This window comes from Tenacibaculum amylolyticum (assembly GCF_964511145.1).
Taxonomy (GTDB): domain Bacteria; phylum Bacteroidota; class Bacteroidia; order Flavobacteriales; family Flavobacteriaceae; genus Polaribacter; species Polaribacter amylolyticum.
Genome location: NZ_CAZEFZ010000004.1, coordinates 230873 through 250343 on the forward strand (window position 1 = coordinate 230873; position 19471 = coordinate 250343).

At 30.6% G+C, this 19471-nt stretch carries 18 protein-coding genes; 15 read left to right on the forward strand and 3 right to left on the reverse strand.

All coding sequences use genetic code 11. The features are described 5' to 3' along the window. The first annotated feature begins 76 nt into the window (after positions 1-76). From ACKTTC_RS02515 to ACKTTC_RS02540, 6 genes are all read left to right on the forward strand, one after another. The gene (locus tag ACKTTC_RS02515; protein WP_408037981.1) at positions 77-652 is read left to right on the forward strand and encodes a sugar O-acetyltransferase; all 576 of its coding nucleotides are present in this window, start codon (positions 77-79) and stop codon (positions 650-652) included. A 155-nt stretch (positions 653-807) separates the two neighbouring features. Then, positions 808-1422 (forward strand): hypothetical protein, encoded by a 615-nt coding sequence (locus ACKTTC_RS02520; protein WP_408037982.1) that lies wholly within the window; start codon positions 808-810, stop codon positions 1420-1422. A 91-nt stretch (positions 1423-1513) separates the two neighbouring features. Next, the gene (locus ACKTTC_RS02525) at positions 1514-1963 is read left to right on the forward strand and encodes a hypothetical protein (RefSeq protein ID WP_408037983.1); all 450 of its coding nucleotides are present in this window, start codon (positions 1514-1516) and stop codon (positions 1961-1963) included. 127 nt (positions 1964-2090) lie between these two features. Continuing rightward, positions 2091-2510: a nuclear transport factor 2 family protein gene (locus ACKTTC_RS02530; protein WP_408037984.1), complete on the forward strand. Its 420-nt coding sequence runs from the start codon at positions 2091-2093 to the stop codon at positions 2508-2510. Between the two features lie 411 nt (positions 2511-2921). Further along, positions 2922-3338 carry a hypothetical protein gene (locus ACKTTC_RS02535; RefSeq protein WP_408037985.1) on the forward strand — a complete coding sequence of 139 codons (417 nt, stop codon included), beginning with the start codon at positions 2922-2924 and terminating at the stop codon, positions 3336-3338. 67 nt (positions 3339-3405) lie between these two features. Beyond that, complete coding sequence (locus ACKTTC_RS02540) at positions 3406-3783, forward strand: TIR domain-containing protein (protein WP_408037987.1); 378 nt, start codon at positions 3406-3408, stop codon at positions 3781-3783. A 156-nt stretch (positions 3784-3939) separates the two neighbouring features. Here the strand turns inward: ACKTTC_RS02540 and ACKTTC_RS02545 are convergent, their stop codons facing one another. Next, complete coding sequence (locus ACKTTC_RS02545; protein WP_408037989.1) at positions 3940-4350, reverse strand: hypothetical protein; 411 nt, start codon at positions 4348-4350, stop codon at positions 3940-3942. A gap of 311 nt (positions 4351-4661) precedes the next feature. Here ACKTTC_RS02545 and ACKTTC_RS02550 point away from each other — a divergent pair, with 311 nt between their 5' ends. From ACKTTC_RS02550 to ACKTTC_RS02575, 6 genes are all read left to right on the forward strand, one after another. Then, complete coding sequence (locus ACKTTC_RS02550; RefSeq protein ID WP_408037991.1) at positions 4662-5039, forward strand: nuclear transport factor 2 family protein; 378 nt, start codon at positions 4662-4664, stop codon at positions 5037-5039. Between the two features lie 6 nt (positions 5040-5045). Next, on the forward strand, positions 5046-5486 hold the full coding sequence (locus tag ACKTTC_RS02555) for an SRPBCC family protein (RefSeq protein WP_408037992.1): 441 nt from the start codon (positions 5046-5048) through the stop codon (positions 5484-5486). 32 nt (positions 5487-5518) lie between these two features. After that, on the forward strand, positions 5519-6061 hold the full coding sequence (locus ACKTTC_RS02560) for an HD domain-containing protein (RefSeq protein ID WP_408037994.1): 543 nt from the start codon (positions 5519-5521) through the stop codon (positions 6059-6061). 223 nt (positions 6062-6284) lie between these two features. Continuing rightward, positions 6285-8501, forward strand: a complete 2217-nt coding sequence (locus tag ACKTTC_RS02565) for a TonB-dependent receptor (RefSeq protein WP_408037995.1) — start codon at positions 6285-6287, stop codon at positions 8499-8501. A 394-nt stretch (positions 8502-8895) separates the two neighbouring features. Then, the gene (locus ACKTTC_RS02570; RefSeq protein ID WP_408037997.1) at positions 8896-10560 is read left to right on the forward strand and encodes a hypothetical protein; all 1665 of its coding nucleotides are present in this window, start codon (positions 8896-8898) and stop codon (positions 10558-10560) included. Between the two features lie 306 nt (positions 10561-10866). Next, positions 10867-12531 (forward strand): hypothetical protein, encoded by a 1665-nt coding sequence (locus tag ACKTTC_RS02575; protein WP_408037999.1) that lies wholly within the window; start codon positions 10867-10869, stop codon positions 12529-12531. Positions 12532-12613: 82 nt separating this feature from the next. Here the strand turns inward: ACKTTC_RS02575 and fumC are convergent, their stop codons facing one another. Next, complete coding sequence (gene fumC, locus ACKTTC_RS02580) at positions 12614-14011, reverse strand: class II fumarate hydratase (protein WP_408038000.1); 1398 nt, start codon at positions 14009-14011, stop codon at positions 12614-12616. A gap of 151 nt (positions 14012-14162) precedes the next feature. On the opposite strand from fumC, the gene ACKTTC_RS02585 reads away from it, so the two are divergent. The 3 genes from ACKTTC_RS02585 to ACKTTC_RS02595 all read left to right on the forward strand — a co-directional run bounded on the left by ACKTTC_RS02585 (position 14163) and on the right by ACKTTC_RS02595 (position 16928). Further along, positions 14163-14336 (forward strand): hypothetical protein, encoded by a 174-nt coding sequence (locus ACKTTC_RS02585; protein ID WP_167850394.1) that lies wholly within the window; start codon positions 14163-14165, stop codon positions 14334-14336. A 627-nt stretch (positions 14337-14963) separates the two neighbouring features. Then, positions 14964-15974 carry an alpha/beta hydrolase gene (locus ACKTTC_RS02590; RefSeq protein WP_408038001.1) on the forward strand — a complete coding sequence of 337 codons (1011 nt, stop codon included), beginning with the start codon at positions 14964-14966 and terminating at the stop codon, positions 15972-15974. A 120-nt stretch (positions 15975-16094) separates the two neighbouring features. Further along, positions 16095-16928: a lipocalin-like domain-containing protein gene (locus tag ACKTTC_RS02595; RefSeq protein ID WP_408038003.1), complete on the forward strand. Its 834-nt coding sequence runs from the start codon at positions 16095-16097 to the stop codon at positions 16926-16928. A gap of 73 nt (positions 16929-17001) precedes the next feature. Here the strand turns inward: ACKTTC_RS02595 and ACKTTC_RS02600 are convergent, their stop codons facing one another. After that, positions 17002-19440: a TonB-dependent receptor domain-containing protein gene (locus ACKTTC_RS02600; protein WP_408038005.1), complete on the reverse strand. Its 2439-nt coding sequence runs from the start codon at positions 19438-19440 to the stop codon at positions 17002-17004. Positions 19441-19471 lie beyond the last annotated feature (31 nt).

Genomic DNA, 19471 nt, shown 5'->3' on the forward strand with positions numbered 1-19471 from the left:
TTTAACCGAAAAGTTAGTCCCTAACAATCCGCTACTATTCTTATATAAGACTGCTGCCACACATTTGAAAAACATCATGACAGAAAAAGATAAAATGCTAAATGGAGAATACTATGATTCCAGAGATTCGGAATTATTAAAAATGTACCATAAAGCAAGGAAACTCTTAAAAGAATACAATAACCTTGATTCCGAACTAATTCAGGAACGAGAGCGGATTCTAAGTGAACTTTTTGAATTCAAAGCTTCGGGTGTTTGGATTGAGACCCCATTTTTCTGTGATTACGGAGAAAATATTTCAATTGGAGAAAATACATTCATCAATACGAATTGTATGTTTTTAGATAATAATAAAATTACCATTGGAAAAAATGGGCTGATTGCACCTTATGTTCAAATATATACTGCGACGCATCCATTAAAAGCATCGGAACGAATGATTGGAAACGGAAACGAATCTCGTTATCTGACTTCTACAAAACCAGTTTTAATTGGTGACAATGTTTGGATTGGTGGGAATTCGGTAATTTTCCCAGGCGTTATCATTGGTAACAATGTGACAATTGGAGCAGGAAGTGTTGTAACGAAAGATATTCCTGACAACGTTTTAGCCTTTGGAAATCCTTGTGAAGTAAAAAAAGAACTAAAATAAAAACGTTTGGCAACAACGTATATAAAAAATAGCGGTTAGTCGCTTAAACAAAATAAAATGAATAAATTAAAGGTCAGCTATAATCTGAAAAGTTAGTGTATAAAAATTAGCTACTATTCATATACAAGACTGTTAGTAACAAGCAAAATAAAATTATGAGCTTTTTAAAGAAACTATTTGGCAAGCATAAATTAGAAGAGAATGAATCTTCAGGGAATTTTATAGTGGCAACTTTGAATGATAAGGTAATGCCGATTGACCGAGGTGAGATTTATGAAGACCCTTTAAATGAGTTCCTTAAAAATAAGAACATTGGAGAAGTGACAGGAGGAGGAACCATGCAATTGAAATCAGGAGAATTAGAATATTGTGATGTTGAAATTAAACTTGATACAGATGAAATTGACGACAATAAGATTCGATTGGTAATTGAAAAACTGGAAGAACTTGGAGCCCCAAAAGGCTCTAAACTGATAATAGAGAAGACCGAGCAAAAAATTGAATTCGGAAAGAAAGAAGGATTAGGGATTTATCTTGACGGAGTGAATTTGGACGAAGAAGTTTATAAGAATAGTGATTCAAATTTTGTTGTTTCAGAAATTAAAAGGCTTACAGGAGACACAACTGAAACGGTAAGGTTCTGGGAAAACAACGAAGAAACAGCTCTATATTTTTATTCTGACTCTTTCGATAATATGAATGAATCGATTAAAGAATTTATAAATGAATATCCTTTATGCAAAGGGGCAAGAATTGAACAAATAGCGTAAAAGCTAGCGTACAACAAGATGTATACTACATACCCTTCAGGATACGCACCACACACAGAACGATGTAAACAATTTAAGAAATAGAGAAACTATGAGTTATGATTTAATGGTTTTTAACCCAAAAAAAGCACCAAAATCTGAACCTGAATTTTTGGAATGGTATAACCAACAAACCAAATGGGAAGAAAATCACTCTTATGACGACCCAAAAGTTTCTTCGATTGAATTGAGGAATTGGTTTATGGAAATGATAACAGAATTTCCTGCAATGAATGGACCTCACTCACCTGCTGACTTTGATGATCGAATTGACGATGAAGAAATAACTGATTATAGCGTTGGAAAAGATGTAATTTATTCTGCCTTTAGATGGTCGATGGCAGAAAGAGCTTATCTAAAAATGCTTGAATTGGCAAAAAAACATAAAGTTGGATTTTATAATGCAAGTGGAGATGGGAATATTATGTTTCCAAATGAAAATGGAATATTAGAATCAATTAATAAAAAAATGGAATCGAAACCTTGGTGGAAATTCTGGTAAAAAACTGTTTACAATAATTTGTTATCTTTCGGTTACGGAGTAATGGTTCTACGAACAATTCCGCAACAAAGCCATACACAAATACGTTATGTGTAAGCATAACAAACACTCGAAATTTTAAAAATCAATGAAAAAAGAAATATCAAAATCTGAACAAATAGCGATTATTTATCACAAGGCTATAACATCGGGAGACTTTGAGAAGGTTCGGGAAGTTTCATCCCCTGATTTAGTATTTGAAGACCCTACAGCACCTCAGGGATTGATACCTGCAAGGATAGAGGGACAAGACGCTGTAATAGCGTTTTATAAAGAAGCTCTTCCTAAAGTTGAAAAGGAAATACAAATCACCCATAGTTTTGAATCCAATAATTATGTAGTACTTCATCAAAATATAAAGGGAATAACAGACGTATCCGATTTTGGACAAGAAGGAGGGAAAATTGAATTTCAGCTTCCGGGTATTGCTGTATTATATATTGTTGACGGGTTGGTTACTCATTATATAGATTACTTAGACTATACAGATATAATGTCAAAAATGTAGATAAAAAAATGAAAGTTACACAAAACAATGGCTATAAACAATTAGGGCGAAAGTTATAAAACATCATATAAGTTAAATACAAAAGAGCTTATAATTCAAAACTTAAAAAGAATAAAGCCAGTGCTAGAGTATGGGTAAATACTATTGATTTGACTTTGTAATAGGCTTCATTTAGTTACTGTAAATTCTATGTATTTGTATAGTATTTCGTATATTCAGCATCCGAAAAAATGAAAAAGAGTAGTCCCCCTAACTGTTCCTTTTGTTTTTCATATAACAATTATTTTAGAAGTTAAAAATTGTGTTTACGCTATTTAAAATTTTAGCATAAATACAGTTAAGACTTATATAGTTTCTAAATAAGAATTTATAAGACTAAAAGAAAAAAATTAGATAAACTAACATAATTTTATGGGAGAAGATAAAATAAAACACTTAGAGTTTATTCAAAATATAATAGCAAGACATAATGCAAACTCTTTTCAAATTAAAGGATTAACCATTACTATTATGTCGGCAATACTAGCCGTTTATGCTTCCAATAATAATATCAACTTTTTTTGGATTGGAAACTTACCAATACTGATGCTTTGGTTTTTAGATGCTTATTACTTACAACAAGAAAGAAAGCTTAGAGGGCTTTATAATGATGTTGCTGGAATAACAGATGAGCCTAAGAGAATTAAAAATATGGAAATAAGACCTGATCTTTATATTGGAGGTACATATAATTATTTTAATGTGCTATTTTCATATACAATCTGGCCTCTATATGTTATTATATTATTAGGATTAACAACGACATATTTTTATTTGATTTATAACTAGTTATAAATACAACTTAAGTACAAGTAAAAAGTCTTATTAGAAAATAACAAAACAGTATAAAAATAGTATGAAATCAATTTTTGTCAGCCATGTTTATGAAGACCAAAGTTACGTGTCTAAAATGCAGAAATGGGAAAAGAAAGGTTTATTAGAAGGATATACTTTTACCTTTGAAACAGAAGATAAACGGCATGAAGGAAAACAAGCTATACGTAATTATTTAAAAAAGATAATAGAAGGCTGTGCAGTTATAGTAGTATTAATTGGGAATGATACTCATAATCATGATTGGATAAGAGCTGAAGTTGAACTAGCCAATAGTTTTCACAAAAGAATACTATGTATGAGAATACCAGAAACAACAGGAGGAAAGCCAGTGATATTGAAAAATTATAAAGAGATTATTTTTCATCCAAACCAAATCATAAAAGAATTGAGTACTTAACTTGCTAAGTCTTTTGAAAAACATATCGAGAACAAGATTCTGTAATAGAAGTACTAATTCTCGATAGTTTTGCTAAGTACAGTAGAAGTACAATTTTTATTAATTTCAATTGTAAAATTCACTTGAGTTCATAAAGTTCTTTAAGTAAGAATCATGTTAACTAGCGTTTTCATAAATACCAGTCATTCTACCTTGATTAAACTGAAATACTTGATCTTTTGCTTCTTTAATCTTACCAGTATGCGCATTTACTGTACCAATTAAATGTGTATTTGTATTTCCTGGATAGCAATAACAACCAAAAACGTATGATTCATCGCTACCGTCTTTTTTACCTAATAATTTATATACAAAAGGTGGATTTATGGGAACTAAATAATTGTCTGCAATTGCATGAAAAGATATATCTCCAAAAGTAGTTTGCTCGTACTTAAATTTAACATTTGGATCTGATCCTTTATATGGAGGAACTGATTGACCATTAACTTTTAAATCTTTCCATTCAAATTTATCTAAAGTAATTGTAACGAGTCCTTTATCGTTAACACTAACATTTATTGATGCCATGATACTGTAATTTTATATTTTTTCCTACTCTATTAAATAAGCTTTTCAGATTCCGCTCTTATAATTAAAAAATGATAGGTAGCTACTCAATCGAATTATTTTGTTGTTAATAACACTACTAAATTCATGAAATAATAAGCTGAATTCTAAAAAAATGGAACAAGAGCTTGATTCTTAGCTATAAAAAATGAGTTTTAGGTATTAAAAGAAAATGAAAGAATTAAGAAACAGTGTAATAGTGCCTTTTACTAAAGTGAATAGCACTATTTATTTTTAATTCATTAACTTCAAGATGAATTAATAATGTAATAATGACAAAAGAACTTGTACATCAATGGTTTTCTCTGTGGGAAAAAGGAGATTTTTCAAGTTTGCCCATTTCAGAAAACTTCTTACATGAAAGTCCGTTCGGAACTATTAAAGGAAAGGAAGCTTATATAGCAGTAGTAGCACAAAATAAAGACAAGTTTTTAGGCTACACATTTAAAATTCATGATGGTATTTATGAAGTAGACAAAGCCTGTGTACGATATACAGCTACTCAAGGAACGAATTTTAGTTTAGATGTAAGCGAATGGTATTACATAAAAGACAATCTAATAGAAAAGATTGTAGCCTATTATCATATAGGTGAAATTCGCGAAGAACGAAACATAGAAAATTACAATACCGATACTCACAAAAAATAAGTAATTATGAAAGTCAAAGGTTTTATAGAAATAAATAAGCCTAGAGCAGAAGTAGTAAACTATTTTGCGGATCCTGCTTACCTTGGAAAATATCAAGATGGATTTTTAAGAAAAGAACTTGTTAGTGGTGTACAAGGAAAAGAAGGAACCATTTCTAAAATGTATTACCAACAAGGAAAAGGAGAAATGGAACTCACAGAAACGATTACAAATAATCAATTACCAGATGTATTTGAAGCAAGCTACCATCATAAGCATATGGACAATACCATGAAATGTGAGTTTATTGAAGTAGATATGAATACAACCAAGTATGCATACGAATTTGAATACACACGTATAAACTGGGTATTACCAAAACTAATAGCCATATTATTCCCAAGTATGTATAGAAAACCTGCTGAAAAGTGGATGCGTCAGTTTAAAGAATTTGTAGAAAAACAATAGTATTTTTACAAACCAATCCACAAAAGAATATAATGACTCAAGAATTATATCAAGAAGCTATGAAGTTTGCTGGAGAAAAGCACAGCGAACAAAAAGTACCCGGAACTACTGCAAATTACTTATTGCATATTTCTAATGTTGCTATGGAAGTATTGACGGCTTATAATTACGAATCCTCTTTTGATGTAGATACAGCCATTCAAGTAGCTATATTACACGATACCATTGAAGATACAGCAACTAATTTTGAAGAAATAGCAGCAAAGTTTGGAACCTCTGTTGCTGAAGGTGTTCAAGCATTAACAAAAAATGAAACGTTGACATCTAAAAAAGAAATGATGTTAGATAGCTTAGAAAGGATTAATTCATTATCAAAAGAAATAGGATTGGTTAAAATTGCAGATAGAATTACCAACTTACAAAAACCACCAAAACATTGGAGCCGAGAAAAAGTAGCTAACTATTGTGAAGAAGCAAAACTAATAGCAAAACATCTTACCAATAAAAATGAGTATTTGAATAAGCGTCTTAATGATAAAATAATGACGTATGAAACCATGTACGTTAAGAGTTGAAAACTCTAAAAATTTTATTAAAAATTGAGAGTATTTTAACAAATTATGTTAATGCAACTTCGTGTTAATTTGTAGCTTCGCGTTTTCTGAAAACAAAACAGTAATTAGTTCTTATTAGAAATTTGTTAGTTTATAGTTACACAAACGTAATTATATGTTTAATAATAAAATAAGAGAAGTAATTACTGTTTTTTTTATGTAATAATCAATCAAAAAATTAATAATGAAACGAGTAGTATTCGTAGCCTTATCATTCTTACTATCGCTACAAATAGCCGCGCAAACTTTAAAAGGAACTGTAGTAAATACACAAGAACAACCTTTACAAGAAGTAAACATCTTAAACAAAAAAACAGATGCCCATACACACTCAGATGAATTTGGGAAATTTATGTTAGAAAATGTATCGAAAGGAGATACCTTACATTTTTCTCATATAGGATATGAAAGTAAAATCTTTATTGTAAAAAATAATGAACCATTAACCATAACATTACAATCTAAATCTATTGCCTTAGATGAAGTAATTTTAGCACCAACGGTAAATGCATTAAATGTTATTACTGCAATAGACATTCAAACAGATCCTGTAAACTCTTCACAAGATATTCTAAGAAAAGTTCCAGGGCTTTTTATAGGACAACACGCTGGAGGAGGAAAAGCTGAACAAATATTTTTACGAGGTTTCGATATCGATCATGGAACAGATATTAATATTACAGTAGATGATTTACCAGTAAACATGGTATCGCACGCACACGGACAAGGATATGCAGATTTACACTTTGTAATACCAGAAACTGTAGAGAAAATTGATTTTGGAAAAGGAGCCTATTATGCAGATCAAGGAAATTTTGCCACTGCAGGGTATGTAAATTTTGTAACTAAAGAAAGATTAGATCATAGTACTATTAAATTAGAAGGAGGACAGTTCGATACTTTCCGTTTATTAAGTATGTTTAATCTGTTAAACGAAGCAAAACATAATGCCTACGTAGCATCAGAGTTCTTAGCTACAGATGGACCTTTTGAAAGTCCACAAAACTTTAATAGAATTAATGTATTTGGGAAATATACAGGATATATAAACGCTACAGACAAAGTTGGAGTTACGGTATCGCATTTTACAAGTAAATGGGATGCTTCTGGTCAAGTTCCGCAACGCGCAATAGATAATGGACTAATTACTCGATTTGGAGCTATAGACGACACAGAAGGAGGAAATACTTCACGTACCAATATTTTATTGAATCACGATAAAATGATTAGTGACAGCGAGTCTTTAAAAAGTGCGGCTTACATGAGTAAGTATGATTTTGAATTATTTTCAAATTTCACCTTCTTTTTAGAAGATCCTGTAAATGGAGATCAAATTAAGCAGAAAGAAAACCGTACTATTTTTGGCTTTAATAGCGAGTATAAAAAAGTATTTTACGGAGATAAGATAAACGGACATTGGGTAGCAGGAATTAGTCTTAGAAACGATAGAAGTAGAGATAATGAATTATCGCGTACTTTAAATCGTAGTCAGGTTTTACAACGTATTCAGTTAGGAAATATTAATGAAACAAATGTAGGAGGATATGTAGGAACTACATTACAAATTGGGAAGTGGATGTTAAATCCATCTGTACGTTTAGATTATTTCAATTTTCAGTACAACGATGCTTTGGTTACACAATACCAAACGCAGAAAGAAACAAATGCAATCGTTAGTCCTAAGTTCAATGTATTTTACAATACCTCAGACAAATTACAATTATATGTAAAAACAGGAAAAGGATTTCACTCTAACGATACTAGAGTAGTAGTGGCAGAACAAGGAAGAGAAATATTACCAGCAACCTATGGTTTCGATACAGGTTTTATTTGGAAACCTACGCCTAAAATGTTTTTCAACTTAGCTTATTGGTATTTATATGTAGAGCAAGAATTTGTGTATGTAGGAGATGCAGGAATCGTAGAACCAAGTGGAGAAACAAGACGCCAAGGAATTGACTTAAGTTACCGTTATCAACCTTTATCTTGGTTATATTGGAGCGTAGACGCAAACTATACACATGCACGTTCTATTAACGATCCAGCAGGTCAAAACTTTATTCCATTAGCTCCAGATTTTACATTGGTAAGTGGATTAAACGTATTGTTTGATTCAGGATTTTACGGAGGAATTAATGTACGTCATTTAGATAATCGTCCTGCAAACGAAGATAATTCTATTGTTGCAGAAGGATATACAGTAGCCGATTTAAACATGGGATACAGATGGAAAGATGTAAGTTTAGGAATTCAAATTCAAAACTTATTTGATACAGATTGGAACGAAACACAATTTGCAACAGAATCAAGATTACAAAACGAATTAGCTCCTGTTGAGGAAATTCATTTTACACCAGGAACTCCTTTTTTCTTAAAAGCATCGCTTCAATATAACTTTTAATAAATGTTATCATTACGATTGAGATGTCTTAACTATAGGTAGAAACGAAGTAGTTTTTATATAATCATTACAAGCTGTTTTAAACAGCTTGTAATGATTATATAAAAACAAGAAACCACAACATTGATGTTGTGGTTTTTATATTATAGCTTACAACATACTACTATTTACTATAGCTATAAAAACGGAAAGTATTGTCTTAGAGTAATTAAGAAATAACTATAAAATAATGTCTTTTTTTTAGTAAATTTTGATAGCCGTTTTAATTAAATTAGCCTTAAAAATGCAATTAATTATACATAATTCCCTTTTGTAATTTATCTGTATGAAGTAATGGAAGACAGGAATTATACACTCTATAATTAAAGCTATAATAAACCATTAGAATTTAAAAATGAAATACCTAATTGAAACAAAACAAGATGGTGGAAACCATGTACAAGTATTAAAAAAACGAAAAGAAAATCATTACACATTAGCGTGGACATTCGCACTAAAAGGAGATAGTGAACCTATTGTATTGGCTGAAATGTATAATGATGATTGTTTTGTTATTGGGAATTGGAATGGTTGGATTCGTATGTACAGTATTTCTAAAAAAGAACTAATTTTTGAAAAGAATTATGAAAATAGAGTAAATGCTAGAGCGCAAATTTCTGAAGATAAAACAAAGTTATATGTCTCTTTAGGTCGAAAAAAGGCTGTGGAAATTATTTCTTTAATCGATTTTTCGATATTGAAAACTATTAAGTTATCAGAACGTGTTAAATCGAAATATGCTAGCTTAATAAATGAAGAAAAGATTATATACTATCACTGTAAACGATCTCATGATACTCATGGTTTTTATGTATTGAATCCTGTATCGGAGGAACTAAAATATTTTCCTATGAAATATCCTCAGTGGGATAGTATTGAAATTTTTAAACCTACAATTAACGTTAAGAAAAATGTAGGAGTAATGCCATTTACAGATGATATAGAAATAAAGAAAAACGAAGAAGGTGTTCCTGTATTTGTATTAAAAATTATGGTTTTTGATCTTGATACTTTTGAAATTACCAAAATTATTCCAATAAGAGAGCTTTCCGTTGAGCATTTAGGCTATGACGAAAGTGATAATGAAGAAAAAGCTGAACAATTAAAAACTAAAGACGATGAAGAAGCGTATAAAGATGCCGTAGCAAGCTTAATTAACGATCATATATACTCAATAGTGTTTGATGTTGATCATTCTATATGGGTGTCTTTTAGAGGAGGTATTGTACGAAATGTAACTTTAGAAGGAACTTTATCTCCATTATTAGCCACTGCAAGTTTAAATGATAATACCCCTGGAGTTTTTAAACTCCCATATTTTCATAGTAGAATTCATAAAGTTAAAGAAAATGCTATTATTTTAGAAGAACATCCAGATATATACGAAATGCCTTATAACAAGGAGGAATTAAAATCTACTCAAAAAGTAATTCCTAAAAAGGTAATGAGTACAAAACTGTATGAAGTTGATATTTCTACAGAGGAACAACAAGCAATAGAAGAGTTGAAAATGGTAGTTGTTGATGTATCTGGTATTGATTTAGAGTTTTCATATATAGTTGCATTAGATGAGATGGTAAAGTTAACAACAGCAATTGACGATATTAGGAGTGGACACTTGTTACAGTTTAGAGTAAAAAATAATAATGGGGTAGAAGATGATGAGGTATTTTTTAATAATGCAATTCAAGTTAAAGGAGGTGAAGATAGAATGGTTAAAATTATAAAAAACTTTGTAGCATATGAAGATGCAGGTAGTTTATATAATGATTGTGAAATAACGGCTCTGGGACATGCCATGTATATTTTAGCAGATAAAAGTGAAAAACATATAGATTTGACAATTCAGTATCTTGGAGCTATCGATTTTGATCATGATGTTTTTAACAGAGAATCATTATTACCATTGCTAAAAGAAAAATATCATAAAGAACATGGCGATCAAATTGTAGAAAAACTATCTCAATTAGAATTTGGTGAATATTGGGTAGAAGATTACACAGAGAATTGCTTGGTATAATCGAACTAGCGTTTCAATAATATAAAAAACCATAACACTATGTTGTGTTTTTTTATATTATAAGCTTAAACATACTACTATTTGCTGTGGCTATAAAAGTGGAAAGTATTGTCTAAGAGTCGCTAAGAAATAACTATAAAATGATAACTTTTTTTAGTAAACTTTGAAGCTTATTTTAATTAAATTAGCCTTAAAAATGCAACCAATTATACATAATTCCCTTCCGTAATTTATCTGCAAAAAATGCGTGTGAATAAGAATTATGTATCCTATAATTAAAACATAATAAACCATTAGATTTTAAAAATGAAATACCTAATTGAAACAAAACGTGATGGTGGAAACCATGTACAAGTACTAAAAAAACATAAAGAAAATCATTACACATTAGCATGGACATTTGCACTAAAAGGAGATAGCGCGCCTATTGTATTGGCTGAAATGTATAACGATGATTGTTTTGTTATCGGGAATTGGAATGGTTGGATTCGTATATACAGTATTTCTAAAAAAGAGCTGATTTTCGAAAAGAATTATGAAGGTAAAATCAATACTAGAGCACAAATTTCAGAAGATAAAACAAAGTTATATGTCTCAGTAGGTAGAACAATGACTATGGAAATTATTTCTTTAATTGATTTTTCGATATTGAAAACTATTGAGTTATCAGAATATGTTGAATCTCAATTTTTTACTTTAATTAATGAAGAGAAAATTATATACTATGAACCTGATTCTTATGATGATACTCATGGATTTTATGTATTGAACCCTGTATCAGAGGAGTTAAAATTTTTTCCTGTGAAATATCCTCAATGGGACGATTTAGAACCTTTTAATCCTGTAATTAATGTTCAACAGAATGTAGGAGTAATGCCACTTACAGATGATATAGAAATAAAGAAAAATGAAGAAGGAGTTTCTGTATTTGTATTAAAAATTATGGTTTTTGATCTTGATACTTTTGAAATTACTAATATTATTCCAATAAGAGAGCTTTCTGTTGAGCATTTAGGTTATAAGGAAAATGATAATGAAAAAATAGCCGAGGAATTAAAAACTAAAGAAGACGAAGAGGAGTATCAAGAAGCAGTAGCAAAGCTAATTAATGATCATATATACTCAATAGTGTTTGATGATAACGGATCTCTATGGATATCTTTTAGAGGAGGTATTGTACGAAATGTAACTTTAGAAGGAACCTTATCTCCATTATTAGCCACTGAGAGTTTAAATGATAATGACTCTGGAGTTTTTAAACATCCATATTTTCATAGTAGAATTTATAAGGTTAAAGAAGACACAATTATTTTAAGAGAACATTCAGAGACATATAAAATGCCTTATAGTAAAGAGGAACTAAAATCTACTCAAAAAGTAATTGCTAAAAAGGTAATGAGTACAAAACCTTATGAAATTATTATCTCTACTGAGGAAGAACAAGTAATAGAAGAGCATAAAATGGTAGTTGTTGATGTATCTGATGTTGATTTAGAGTTATCATATATAGCTGCATTAGACGAGATCATAAAGCTAACAACAGCAATTGATGATATTAGAAGTGGACATGTGTTACAGTTTAGAGTAAAAAATAGTAATGGGGTAGAAGATGATGAGGTGTTCTTTAATAAAGCAATTCAAGTTAAAGGAGGTGAGGAGAGAATAGTAAAAATTATAGAAAACTTTGTAGCATATAAAGATTCAGCTAGGTTATACAGTGATTATGAAGTAACGGCTTTAGCACATGCAATGTATGCTTTAGCAGATACAAGTGAAAAACATATTGATTTAGCAATTCAATATCTTGGAGCTATCGATTTTGATCATGATGTTTTTAACAGAGAATCATTGTTGCAACTACTAAAAGAAAAATATCATAAAGAATATGGCGATCAAATTGTAGAAAAACTATCTCAATTAGAATTTGGAGAATCTTGGGTAGAAGATTATACAGAGAATTGTTTGGTATAATAAAACAAGTGTTTTAATACTATAAAAAACCACAACATGGCGTTGTGGTTTTTTAAATATATTTAACTATGCAAGAAGCGTATTATTTTAAACTTCCTGTCATATCTTCAGGTTTTACCCATTCGTCATACTGTTCTGCAGTAACATATCCTAAATTAATAGCTTCTTCTTTTAATGTAGTTCCGTTTGCATGTGCAGTATTTGCAATCTCAGCAGCTTTATAATATCCTATTTTGGTATTTAATGCAGTTACTAACATTAAAGAATTGTTTACTAATTCAGTAATTCTTCCGTGATTAGGCTCTATACCAGCAGCACAATTTACATCAAAAGATACACAAGCATCTCCAATTAATTGTGCAGATTGTAAAACGTTTGCAGCCATCATAGGTTTAAATACGTTCAATTCATAATGTCCTTGAGTACCACCAACAGTAACAGCCACATCGTTACCCATTACCTGAGTACACACCATTGTCATAGCTTCTGCTTGTGTTGGGTTTACTTTTCCTGGCATAATAGAAGAACCAGGCTCGTTTGCAGGAATAATTAATTCTCCAATACCAGAACGAGGTCCAGAAGCCATTAAACGAATATCGTTTGCTATTTTATTTAAAGAAACAGCTAATTGCTTTAAAGCTCCGTGCGTTTCAACTAAAGCATCATGAGCAGCTAACGCTTCAAATTTATTTTCAGCAGTTACAAAAGGTAATCCTGTAAAATCTGCAATATATTTTGCAACTAACACATCATATCCTTTAGGAGTATTTAATCCTGTACCAACAGCAGTTCCTCCTAAAGCTAATTGTGCTAAGTGTGCTAATGTATTTTTTAAAGCTTTTAACCCGAAGTTTAATTGTGCTACATAACCAGAAAATTCTTGTCCTAAAGTTAAAGGAGTAGCGTCCATTAAGTGCGTACGACCAATTTTTACTACATCTTTAAAAGCTTCAGATTTTGCTTGTAAAGTATCACGTAATTGCTCTATACCTGGAATAGTTACTTCTACAATCTTTTTGTAAGCTGCAATATGCATCCCAGTGGGGAAAGTATCATTAGACGATTGTGATTTGTTTACATCGTCGTTTGGTTGAATAGTTTTTTCTCCTTCACCAATTTTCTTACCAGCTATTTCATGTGCTCTGTTAGCAACAACTTCATTTACATTCATGTTACTTTGAGTACCAGAACCTGTTTGCCAGATTACTAATGGAAATTGATCGTCGTGCTTACCATCTAAGATTTCGTCACATACCTGTGCTATTAAATCACGTTTTTCTTCTGCTAATACACCTAATTCACAGTTTGTATAAGCAGCAGCCTTTTTTAAATAAGCAAATCCATATACAACTTCTAACGGCATGGTAGCAGCAGGACCAATTTTAAAATTGTTTCTAGAGCGTTCTGTTTGTGCTCCCCAATATTTATCGGCAGGTACTTTTACCTCGCCCATAGTGTCTTTTTCAATTCTATATTCCATTATTATGTAGTATTAATTTTAAAGAGTTTTCAAAGTTAAGAAAACTGGTAGAATAGATTGTTTAAATAGCTATTGAAATATTTTAAGAAATGATAGAAAAAAAAGAAAATATATTTTATTTTTGTACCCAGTAATTTTTCAAAAGAAACAAATGTTAGATTTTTCAGAGTTTTCAGGATTAGTATTATTTATGTTCATCTTCACAACTGGATTTTGGTTGTTAATTTTCTTATTAACGTTTGTGGTTCCTTACTGGATTGGTGGAACTATCTGGGAGAATTTGAAATTAAAAAGAGAAGCAAAGAAGGCTGCAGAAGGAAAATAATCTTCTATAGTTATAAAATATTATATAAAGCTCGCAATACTGCGGGCTTTTATTTTTTACTCTTTTAATCTATAAATTACTTCATTATAAACGAAATGGAGTTTGATAAGCTATTCTTAATAAAAGAATATGTTCCATTATACATAGATCTTTCGTTTCACTCAAGATGACATTCTCGTTATTTTAGTCTTTACTCTTAATATCATACTCACAGGTATATCATTCTAAGCTTCTACCAGAGAAGGTAGTGAAGCATCTATTCTTAGAAGAAGGAATAGACTTTAATTAATAAATCTTTTGTTTCACTCAAGATGATATTTTCCTCTTAATTCCTGTGATAGGTTTCTATCGTATTTGTAATTGTTATTTACTTTATTGAATCCTAAACTATTAGTAACTACATATTGAATACTATATAGTTAAAACCGCTATTTTTCATACAAAAATCACTAACCTTTGATTTTTATACTTTTTTATTTGATTTTATAATTCTCTCAGAGATAAGTTGTTGCAACTTTGTAGTATCAAATTTTTATGCTAATTCATTGATAATTATTTGTATAAAATGATAAAATATAGCTAGTAAAATTTGTGATCATCAAAAACACTAATTAAAAACCACGAACAATGAGAAATATATTTTTAAGTCTATTAACAGTAGTAACAATAGTTAGCTGTTCAGGAAACAAAAAGAAATCAGAATCAGAAATCAAAACAACAAGTGCAATAACAAATAAAAAAGTAGATAAAAAAATGGAAAAAATAAATTTTGAAAGCAACGGCGTAAAATTAGTAGGGGACGTTTTTTATCCAGAAAATTATGAAGAAGGAAAAAAATATCCAGCACTTATCGTAACTGGAGCATGGACTACAGTAAAAGAGCAAATGCCAAAATTGTATGCGCAAAAATTAGCAAACAAAGGATTTTTAACGCTAGTATTTGATTTTAGAGGTTGGGGAGAATCTGAAGGAAAAGATCGTTATTTAGAAGACCCAAAGCGTAAAACTGCTGATATTGTAGCTGCAGCAGCGTATTTAAAAACACGTTCAGATGTAGCTACTACAGAAGTTGGTGGAGTAGGAGTATGTGCAAGTTCTGGATATATGGTAGAAGCGTATGCAGAAAATGCATTAAATGCAGTAGCATTAGTTGCTCCTTGGTTACATAATGAAGAAATTGCTACACAAGTTTATGGCGGAGAAGAGTCTGTGAAAAACTTATTAGCATTATCAGACAAAGCACAGAAAAACTTTGAAGAAAATGGAGAGTTACAGTTAATTACTGCAGCAAGTACTACAGATGAAAGTTCATTAATGTACCAAGCGCCTTATTATACAGAAGAAGATAGAGGTTTAATAACTGCATACGATAATAAATTTAACGTAGCTTCTTGGAGACCTTGGTTAACTTTTGATGCGATTCAATATGCTGATAAAATTCCTGGAAAGATCTTATTTGTAGAGTCTGAAGCAATGGCATTGCCGCAAGGAAGTAAAGCTTTTAAAGCAATTGCTGGAGACAAAGTAGAATCAGTAAACTTACCAAATGTAACTCAGTTCGATTTTTACGATAAAGAAGGACCAGTAGCAGAAGCAGTAAGTAGTGTAGCTTCATATATGAACAAAGAATTAAAGTAATTTCATAATCATAGTGTAGTCTAGTTTCGATAAATAGTTGGAGGTTTTAAAGGATTGGTGAGCTTCTAATGAATTTATCGGAACTATTTTTTATAAAATAGTTAAGCATAATTTAAAAAGATGAAAGTATTACAGTTATTATTAATCATATTATTTACCAGTAGTACATATGCTAATGTAAATAGTAAATACGTTACTAGTAAGCTAGATAAGAATATTGTAGGTTCTTGGACATTAGTACAGTTTAGTTTAAAAAACTCAAAAACAGGCAAAGTAATTTACCCTTATGGAGAAACTCCACAGGGACAATTGATTTATACAGAAGATGGTTTTATGAGTGTTAATTTGCATAATAAAGAGAGGGAAAATTTTGAAACGGATGATATTTTATCAGGAACGCCAACAGAGTTTACTAATGCAATGAAAACGTATGGAACGTATTCTGGTAGAGTTGAGACTAAAGAACCAGGAGTATTGTACCATCTTATAGAGAATTCTCTTTTTCCAAACTGGGTAGGACATTCTGAAAAGAGATTTTACACTGTAAATAAAGATACATTAACGCTTACAACACTTCCTTTTATTATTGCAGGAAGCGAACATGTAGGAACAGTTGTATTTAAAAAGCAAGGAAAGAAAACAATAAAAGAAGACTCGAAACAAATTATAGTAGCAGTAGCAGGAAAAGTAAAACCAGAATTTAGAAAGAAATTTCTAAAGCATATGGAAGAATTAGCACCTATAGTAAGAGCAGAAGAAGGTTGTATTAAATATGAGCAGAATATATCAGCAACAGATAAAAATATATTGTTTTTATATGAGATATGGGAAAGTAAAGAGTTATGGTTAAAACATCTTGCATCAAAACATATGAAAGAGCATTTAAAAGAAGCACGTCCTTGGTTTGATTGGGTAGATATGAAAAGTTACGAAGCTGCTGAGTTTAAGTTGTAACAGGTTAAAAATAAAATAAAAAAACTGTACCCATAAGAGTACAGTTTTGGATTATATAAACGTATATAGACTTTTAAAAAGCCTCTCCACCGCCATCAAAATTACCTTGAGGGCGTTCTCTTTTTTTCTTTTGATTAAATCTGTAAGTGAAGTTAAGTGTAATTTGACGTTCTCTCCACTGAAATTCTTGATATGCTATCGTAGTAGGATTCTCTATATTTGGATTATAAGTAGTTCCTTCGCGTCTTCTGTCATTGAATAAATCGCTTACATTTAAAACAATTGTTGCTTTTTCATTAAACAAATCTTTACTAAAAGCTAAATTGGTTACAAACATATCTTCTCTGTTTCCTTGAGCATTTTCTTGAGGACCTCGGTACATAATTCTCGTTTGCCATTGGATTTTTGCAGGCAAAGTGATTCTTGAATTAAAACGAGCAAACCAACTATCGTTATCTACTTCAGGTAAAAAGGTACTTGCTTGTGTTCCATCTGGTGCTGTAAATACATAAGTAAAAGCATCTGTTTTAAATCTGAAATAGTTAAAAGTAGCAGATAAACGGGCCCATTTAAAAGGATTGTAATTAGTAGTTAGCTCAAAACCATATCGACTTTCATCATTTAAATTAACAGGTTGACGCACAAATACATTTGTATCAACACCATTTACATCACGTTCTTCTATAATAGAAACACGTCTAATTAAGTCAGTTGAAAATTGGTAATAGATAGAAGAGTTCAATGTTAATTTACCTATTCGAGTAGTATATCCGAAATCGTATGAATTAGTATACGTAGGATTTAAATCTGGATTTCCTTTAAATACAGTAGTAGCTGAACTTCTAGTTTCAAATGGATTCAAAAACCAAAAACGAGGTCTACGTAATCTTCTACTATATCCTAATGTTAAATTATCAGTATCGTTTAATTCATATCCTAAGTTAATTGTAGGGAATAACTGCGTAAAGTTTTTCTTAGATTCTTCACCTGTATTCAATAGTAATAAATCTATATCTGTAATTTCTAAACGTAGTCCTAATAAATAAGAAAACTTATCGAATTTACTTCCAAATTGAGCGTAATGTGCATAAATATTTTGTTTAAAATCTATGGCATTTGAAGGATCTGGACTTAAAGGTAATCCATTAGCATCTCTTACTCTAAAATCTGAATTTAAATTCTGAAACTCCGATTTATGTCCTAATTCTAATTGATGATTTTTACCGAAAGGAAGCACATAATCTATTTGAAATAATGTATTTGTAGAAGTTGTTAACTGACTGTTTAATTCTGAAAGTGTATTGTTGTCTGTAATATTAGCTAACTCTTCTTCATTATTATCGCTAAATTGAAAATCTACAGTTAATTTCTGACCATCGTTTTTAAAGTTGTTGGTATAGTTTAATGAAAACTGCTTGTCATTTCCGTCTTCAGTTTCATTTTCTACTCTGTTTATTACATCTGTAAGTACTCTATTACTATCAAAAAGATTCGTCAAGTTTGTTGCTAAATCATCTCCAGTATTATCACGATAGAAAAATGTACCTGTAATAGAACTTTGTTTGTTTAGATAATATTCTAAACCTAAAGAACCGTTGTAGTTGTTATTCTTTCTTTCATAATTCCTTGTTTCAGTTCTAAACCCTGTAATGGTTCCATTGTTAAGATTGGTAAAATCACTAAATGCATTTCCAGGACCTTTTCTATAAGAATACCCTAAGTTTGAAAATAAATTGAATTTTTTTGTTCTGTAGTTAATATTTCCATTCAGTCTAAACAAATCTGGATTACCTAAAGACAAATTTGTAGAACCGTTAAAACCAGTAATTTTTCCCTTTCGCAGAACAATATTCAAAATACCTGCGGTTCCTTCTGCATCATATCTTGCAGAAGGTGAAGTAATCACTTCTACTTTTTCAATGGCATCTGCAGGTAAATTTCTTAAGGCATCTGTACCACTTAATCCAACTAAAGCAGAAGGTTTACCATCTATTAAAATTCGTACATTCTCATTACCACGTAAACTAACGGCGCCTTCAGCATCTACGTTTACAGAGGGAACGTTATCTAAAACGTCAGAAGCAGTTCCTCCTTTTATGGTCATGTCTTTTCCTACATTATATATTTTTTTGTCTAAACGTATTTCTACGGTAGATTTTTCTGCAATAATTTCTACTTCATCTAAAGCTTCAGCATCTTCAGAAAGAGTTATAGTACCTAAATTAGTGCTTTCTGTAAGTTTCTTTTGTGGAAGTTGTTTGGTTTTAAAACCAATAAATTCAACTTTCATATTGTAAAGTCCTTTAGGTATTTCTATAGAAAAGTTTCCTTTTCCATCTGTAACACCACCAGTAACTCTTTTGGTTTTTACACTTGTTAAAATAAGTGTAGCATATTCTAATGGTTGATTTGTAGTAGCTTCAATTATTTTACCGCTTACAGTAACTTTTGGGCGCTTTTGAGCAAAAAGTGAAATACTTAGCAGTAAAAAAATAGTTGTAATTTTCTTCATTGTGAATGATTAATAAATAGATAATTCTATT

Excerpts from the sequence above, each read along its gene's own strand:
- ACKTTC_RS02515 (WP_408037981.1), top strand. The coding sequence starts at position 77 with ATGACAGAAAAAGATAAAATGCTAAATGGAGAATACTATGATTCCAGA.
- ACKTTC_RS02520 (WP_408037982.1), top strand. The coding sequence starts at position 808 with ATGAGCTTTTTAAAGAAACTATTTGGCAAGCATAAATTAGAAGAGAAT.
- ACKTTC_RS02525 (WP_408037983.1), top strand. The coding sequence starts at position 1,514 with ATGAGTTATGATTTAATGGTTTTTAACCCAAAAAAAGCACCAAAATCT.
- ACKTTC_RS02530 (WP_408037984.1), top strand. The coding sequence starts at position 2,091 with ATGAAAAAAGAAATATCAAAATCTGAACAAATAGCGATTATTTATCAC.
- ACKTTC_RS02535 (WP_408037985.1), top strand. The coding sequence starts at position 2,922 with ATGGGAGAAGATAAAATAAAACACTTAGAGTTTATTCAAAATATAATA.
- ACKTTC_RS02540 (WP_408037987.1), top strand. The coding sequence starts at position 3,406 with ATGAAATCAATTTTTGTCAGCCATGTTTATGAAGACCAAAGTTACGTG.
- ACKTTC_RS02545 (WP_408037989.1), bottom strand. The coding sequence starts at position 4,350 with ATGGCATCAATAAATGTTAGTGTTAACGATAAAGGACTCGTTACAATT.
- ACKTTC_RS02550 (WP_408037991.1), top strand. The coding sequence starts at position 4,662 with ATGACAAAAGAACTTGTACATCAATGGTTTTCTCTGTGGGAAAAAGGA.
- ACKTTC_RS02555 (WP_408037992.1), top strand. The coding sequence starts at position 5,046 with ATGAAAGTCAAAGGTTTTATAGAAATAAATAAGCCTAGAGCAGAAGTA.
- ACKTTC_RS02560 (WP_408037994.1), top strand. The coding sequence starts at position 5,519 with ATGACTCAAGAATTATATCAAGAAGCTATGAAGTTTGCTGGAGAAAAG.
- ACKTTC_RS02565 (WP_408037995.1), top strand. The coding sequence starts at position 6,285 with ATGAAACGAGTAGTATTCGTAGCCTTATCATTCTTACTATCGCTACAA.
- ACKTTC_RS02570 (WP_408037997.1), top strand. The coding sequence starts at position 8,896 with ATGAAATACCTAATTGAAACAAAACAAGATGGTGGAAACCATGTACAA.
- ACKTTC_RS02575 (WP_408037999.1), top strand. The coding sequence starts at position 10,867 with ATGAAATACCTAATTGAAACAAAACGTGATGGTGGAAACCATGTACAA.
- fumC (WP_408038000.1), bottom strand. The coding sequence starts at position 14,011 with ATGGAATATAGAATTGAAAAAGACACTATGGGCGAGGTAAAAGTACCT.
- ACKTTC_RS02585 (WP_167850394.1), top strand. The coding sequence starts at position 14,163 with ATGTTAGATTTTTCAGAGTTTTCAGGATTAGTATTATTTATGTTCATC.
- ACKTTC_RS02590 (WP_408038001.1), top strand. The coding sequence starts at position 14,964 with ATGAGAAATATATTTTTAAGTCTATTAACAGTAGTAACAATAGTTAGC.
- ACKTTC_RS02595 (WP_408038003.1), top strand. The coding sequence starts at position 16,095 with ATGAAAGTATTACAGTTATTATTAATCATATTATTTACCAGTAGTACA.
- ACKTTC_RS02600 (WP_408038005.1), bottom strand. The coding sequence starts at position 19,440 with ATGAAGAAAATTACAACTATTTTTTTACTGCTAAGTATTTCACTTTTT.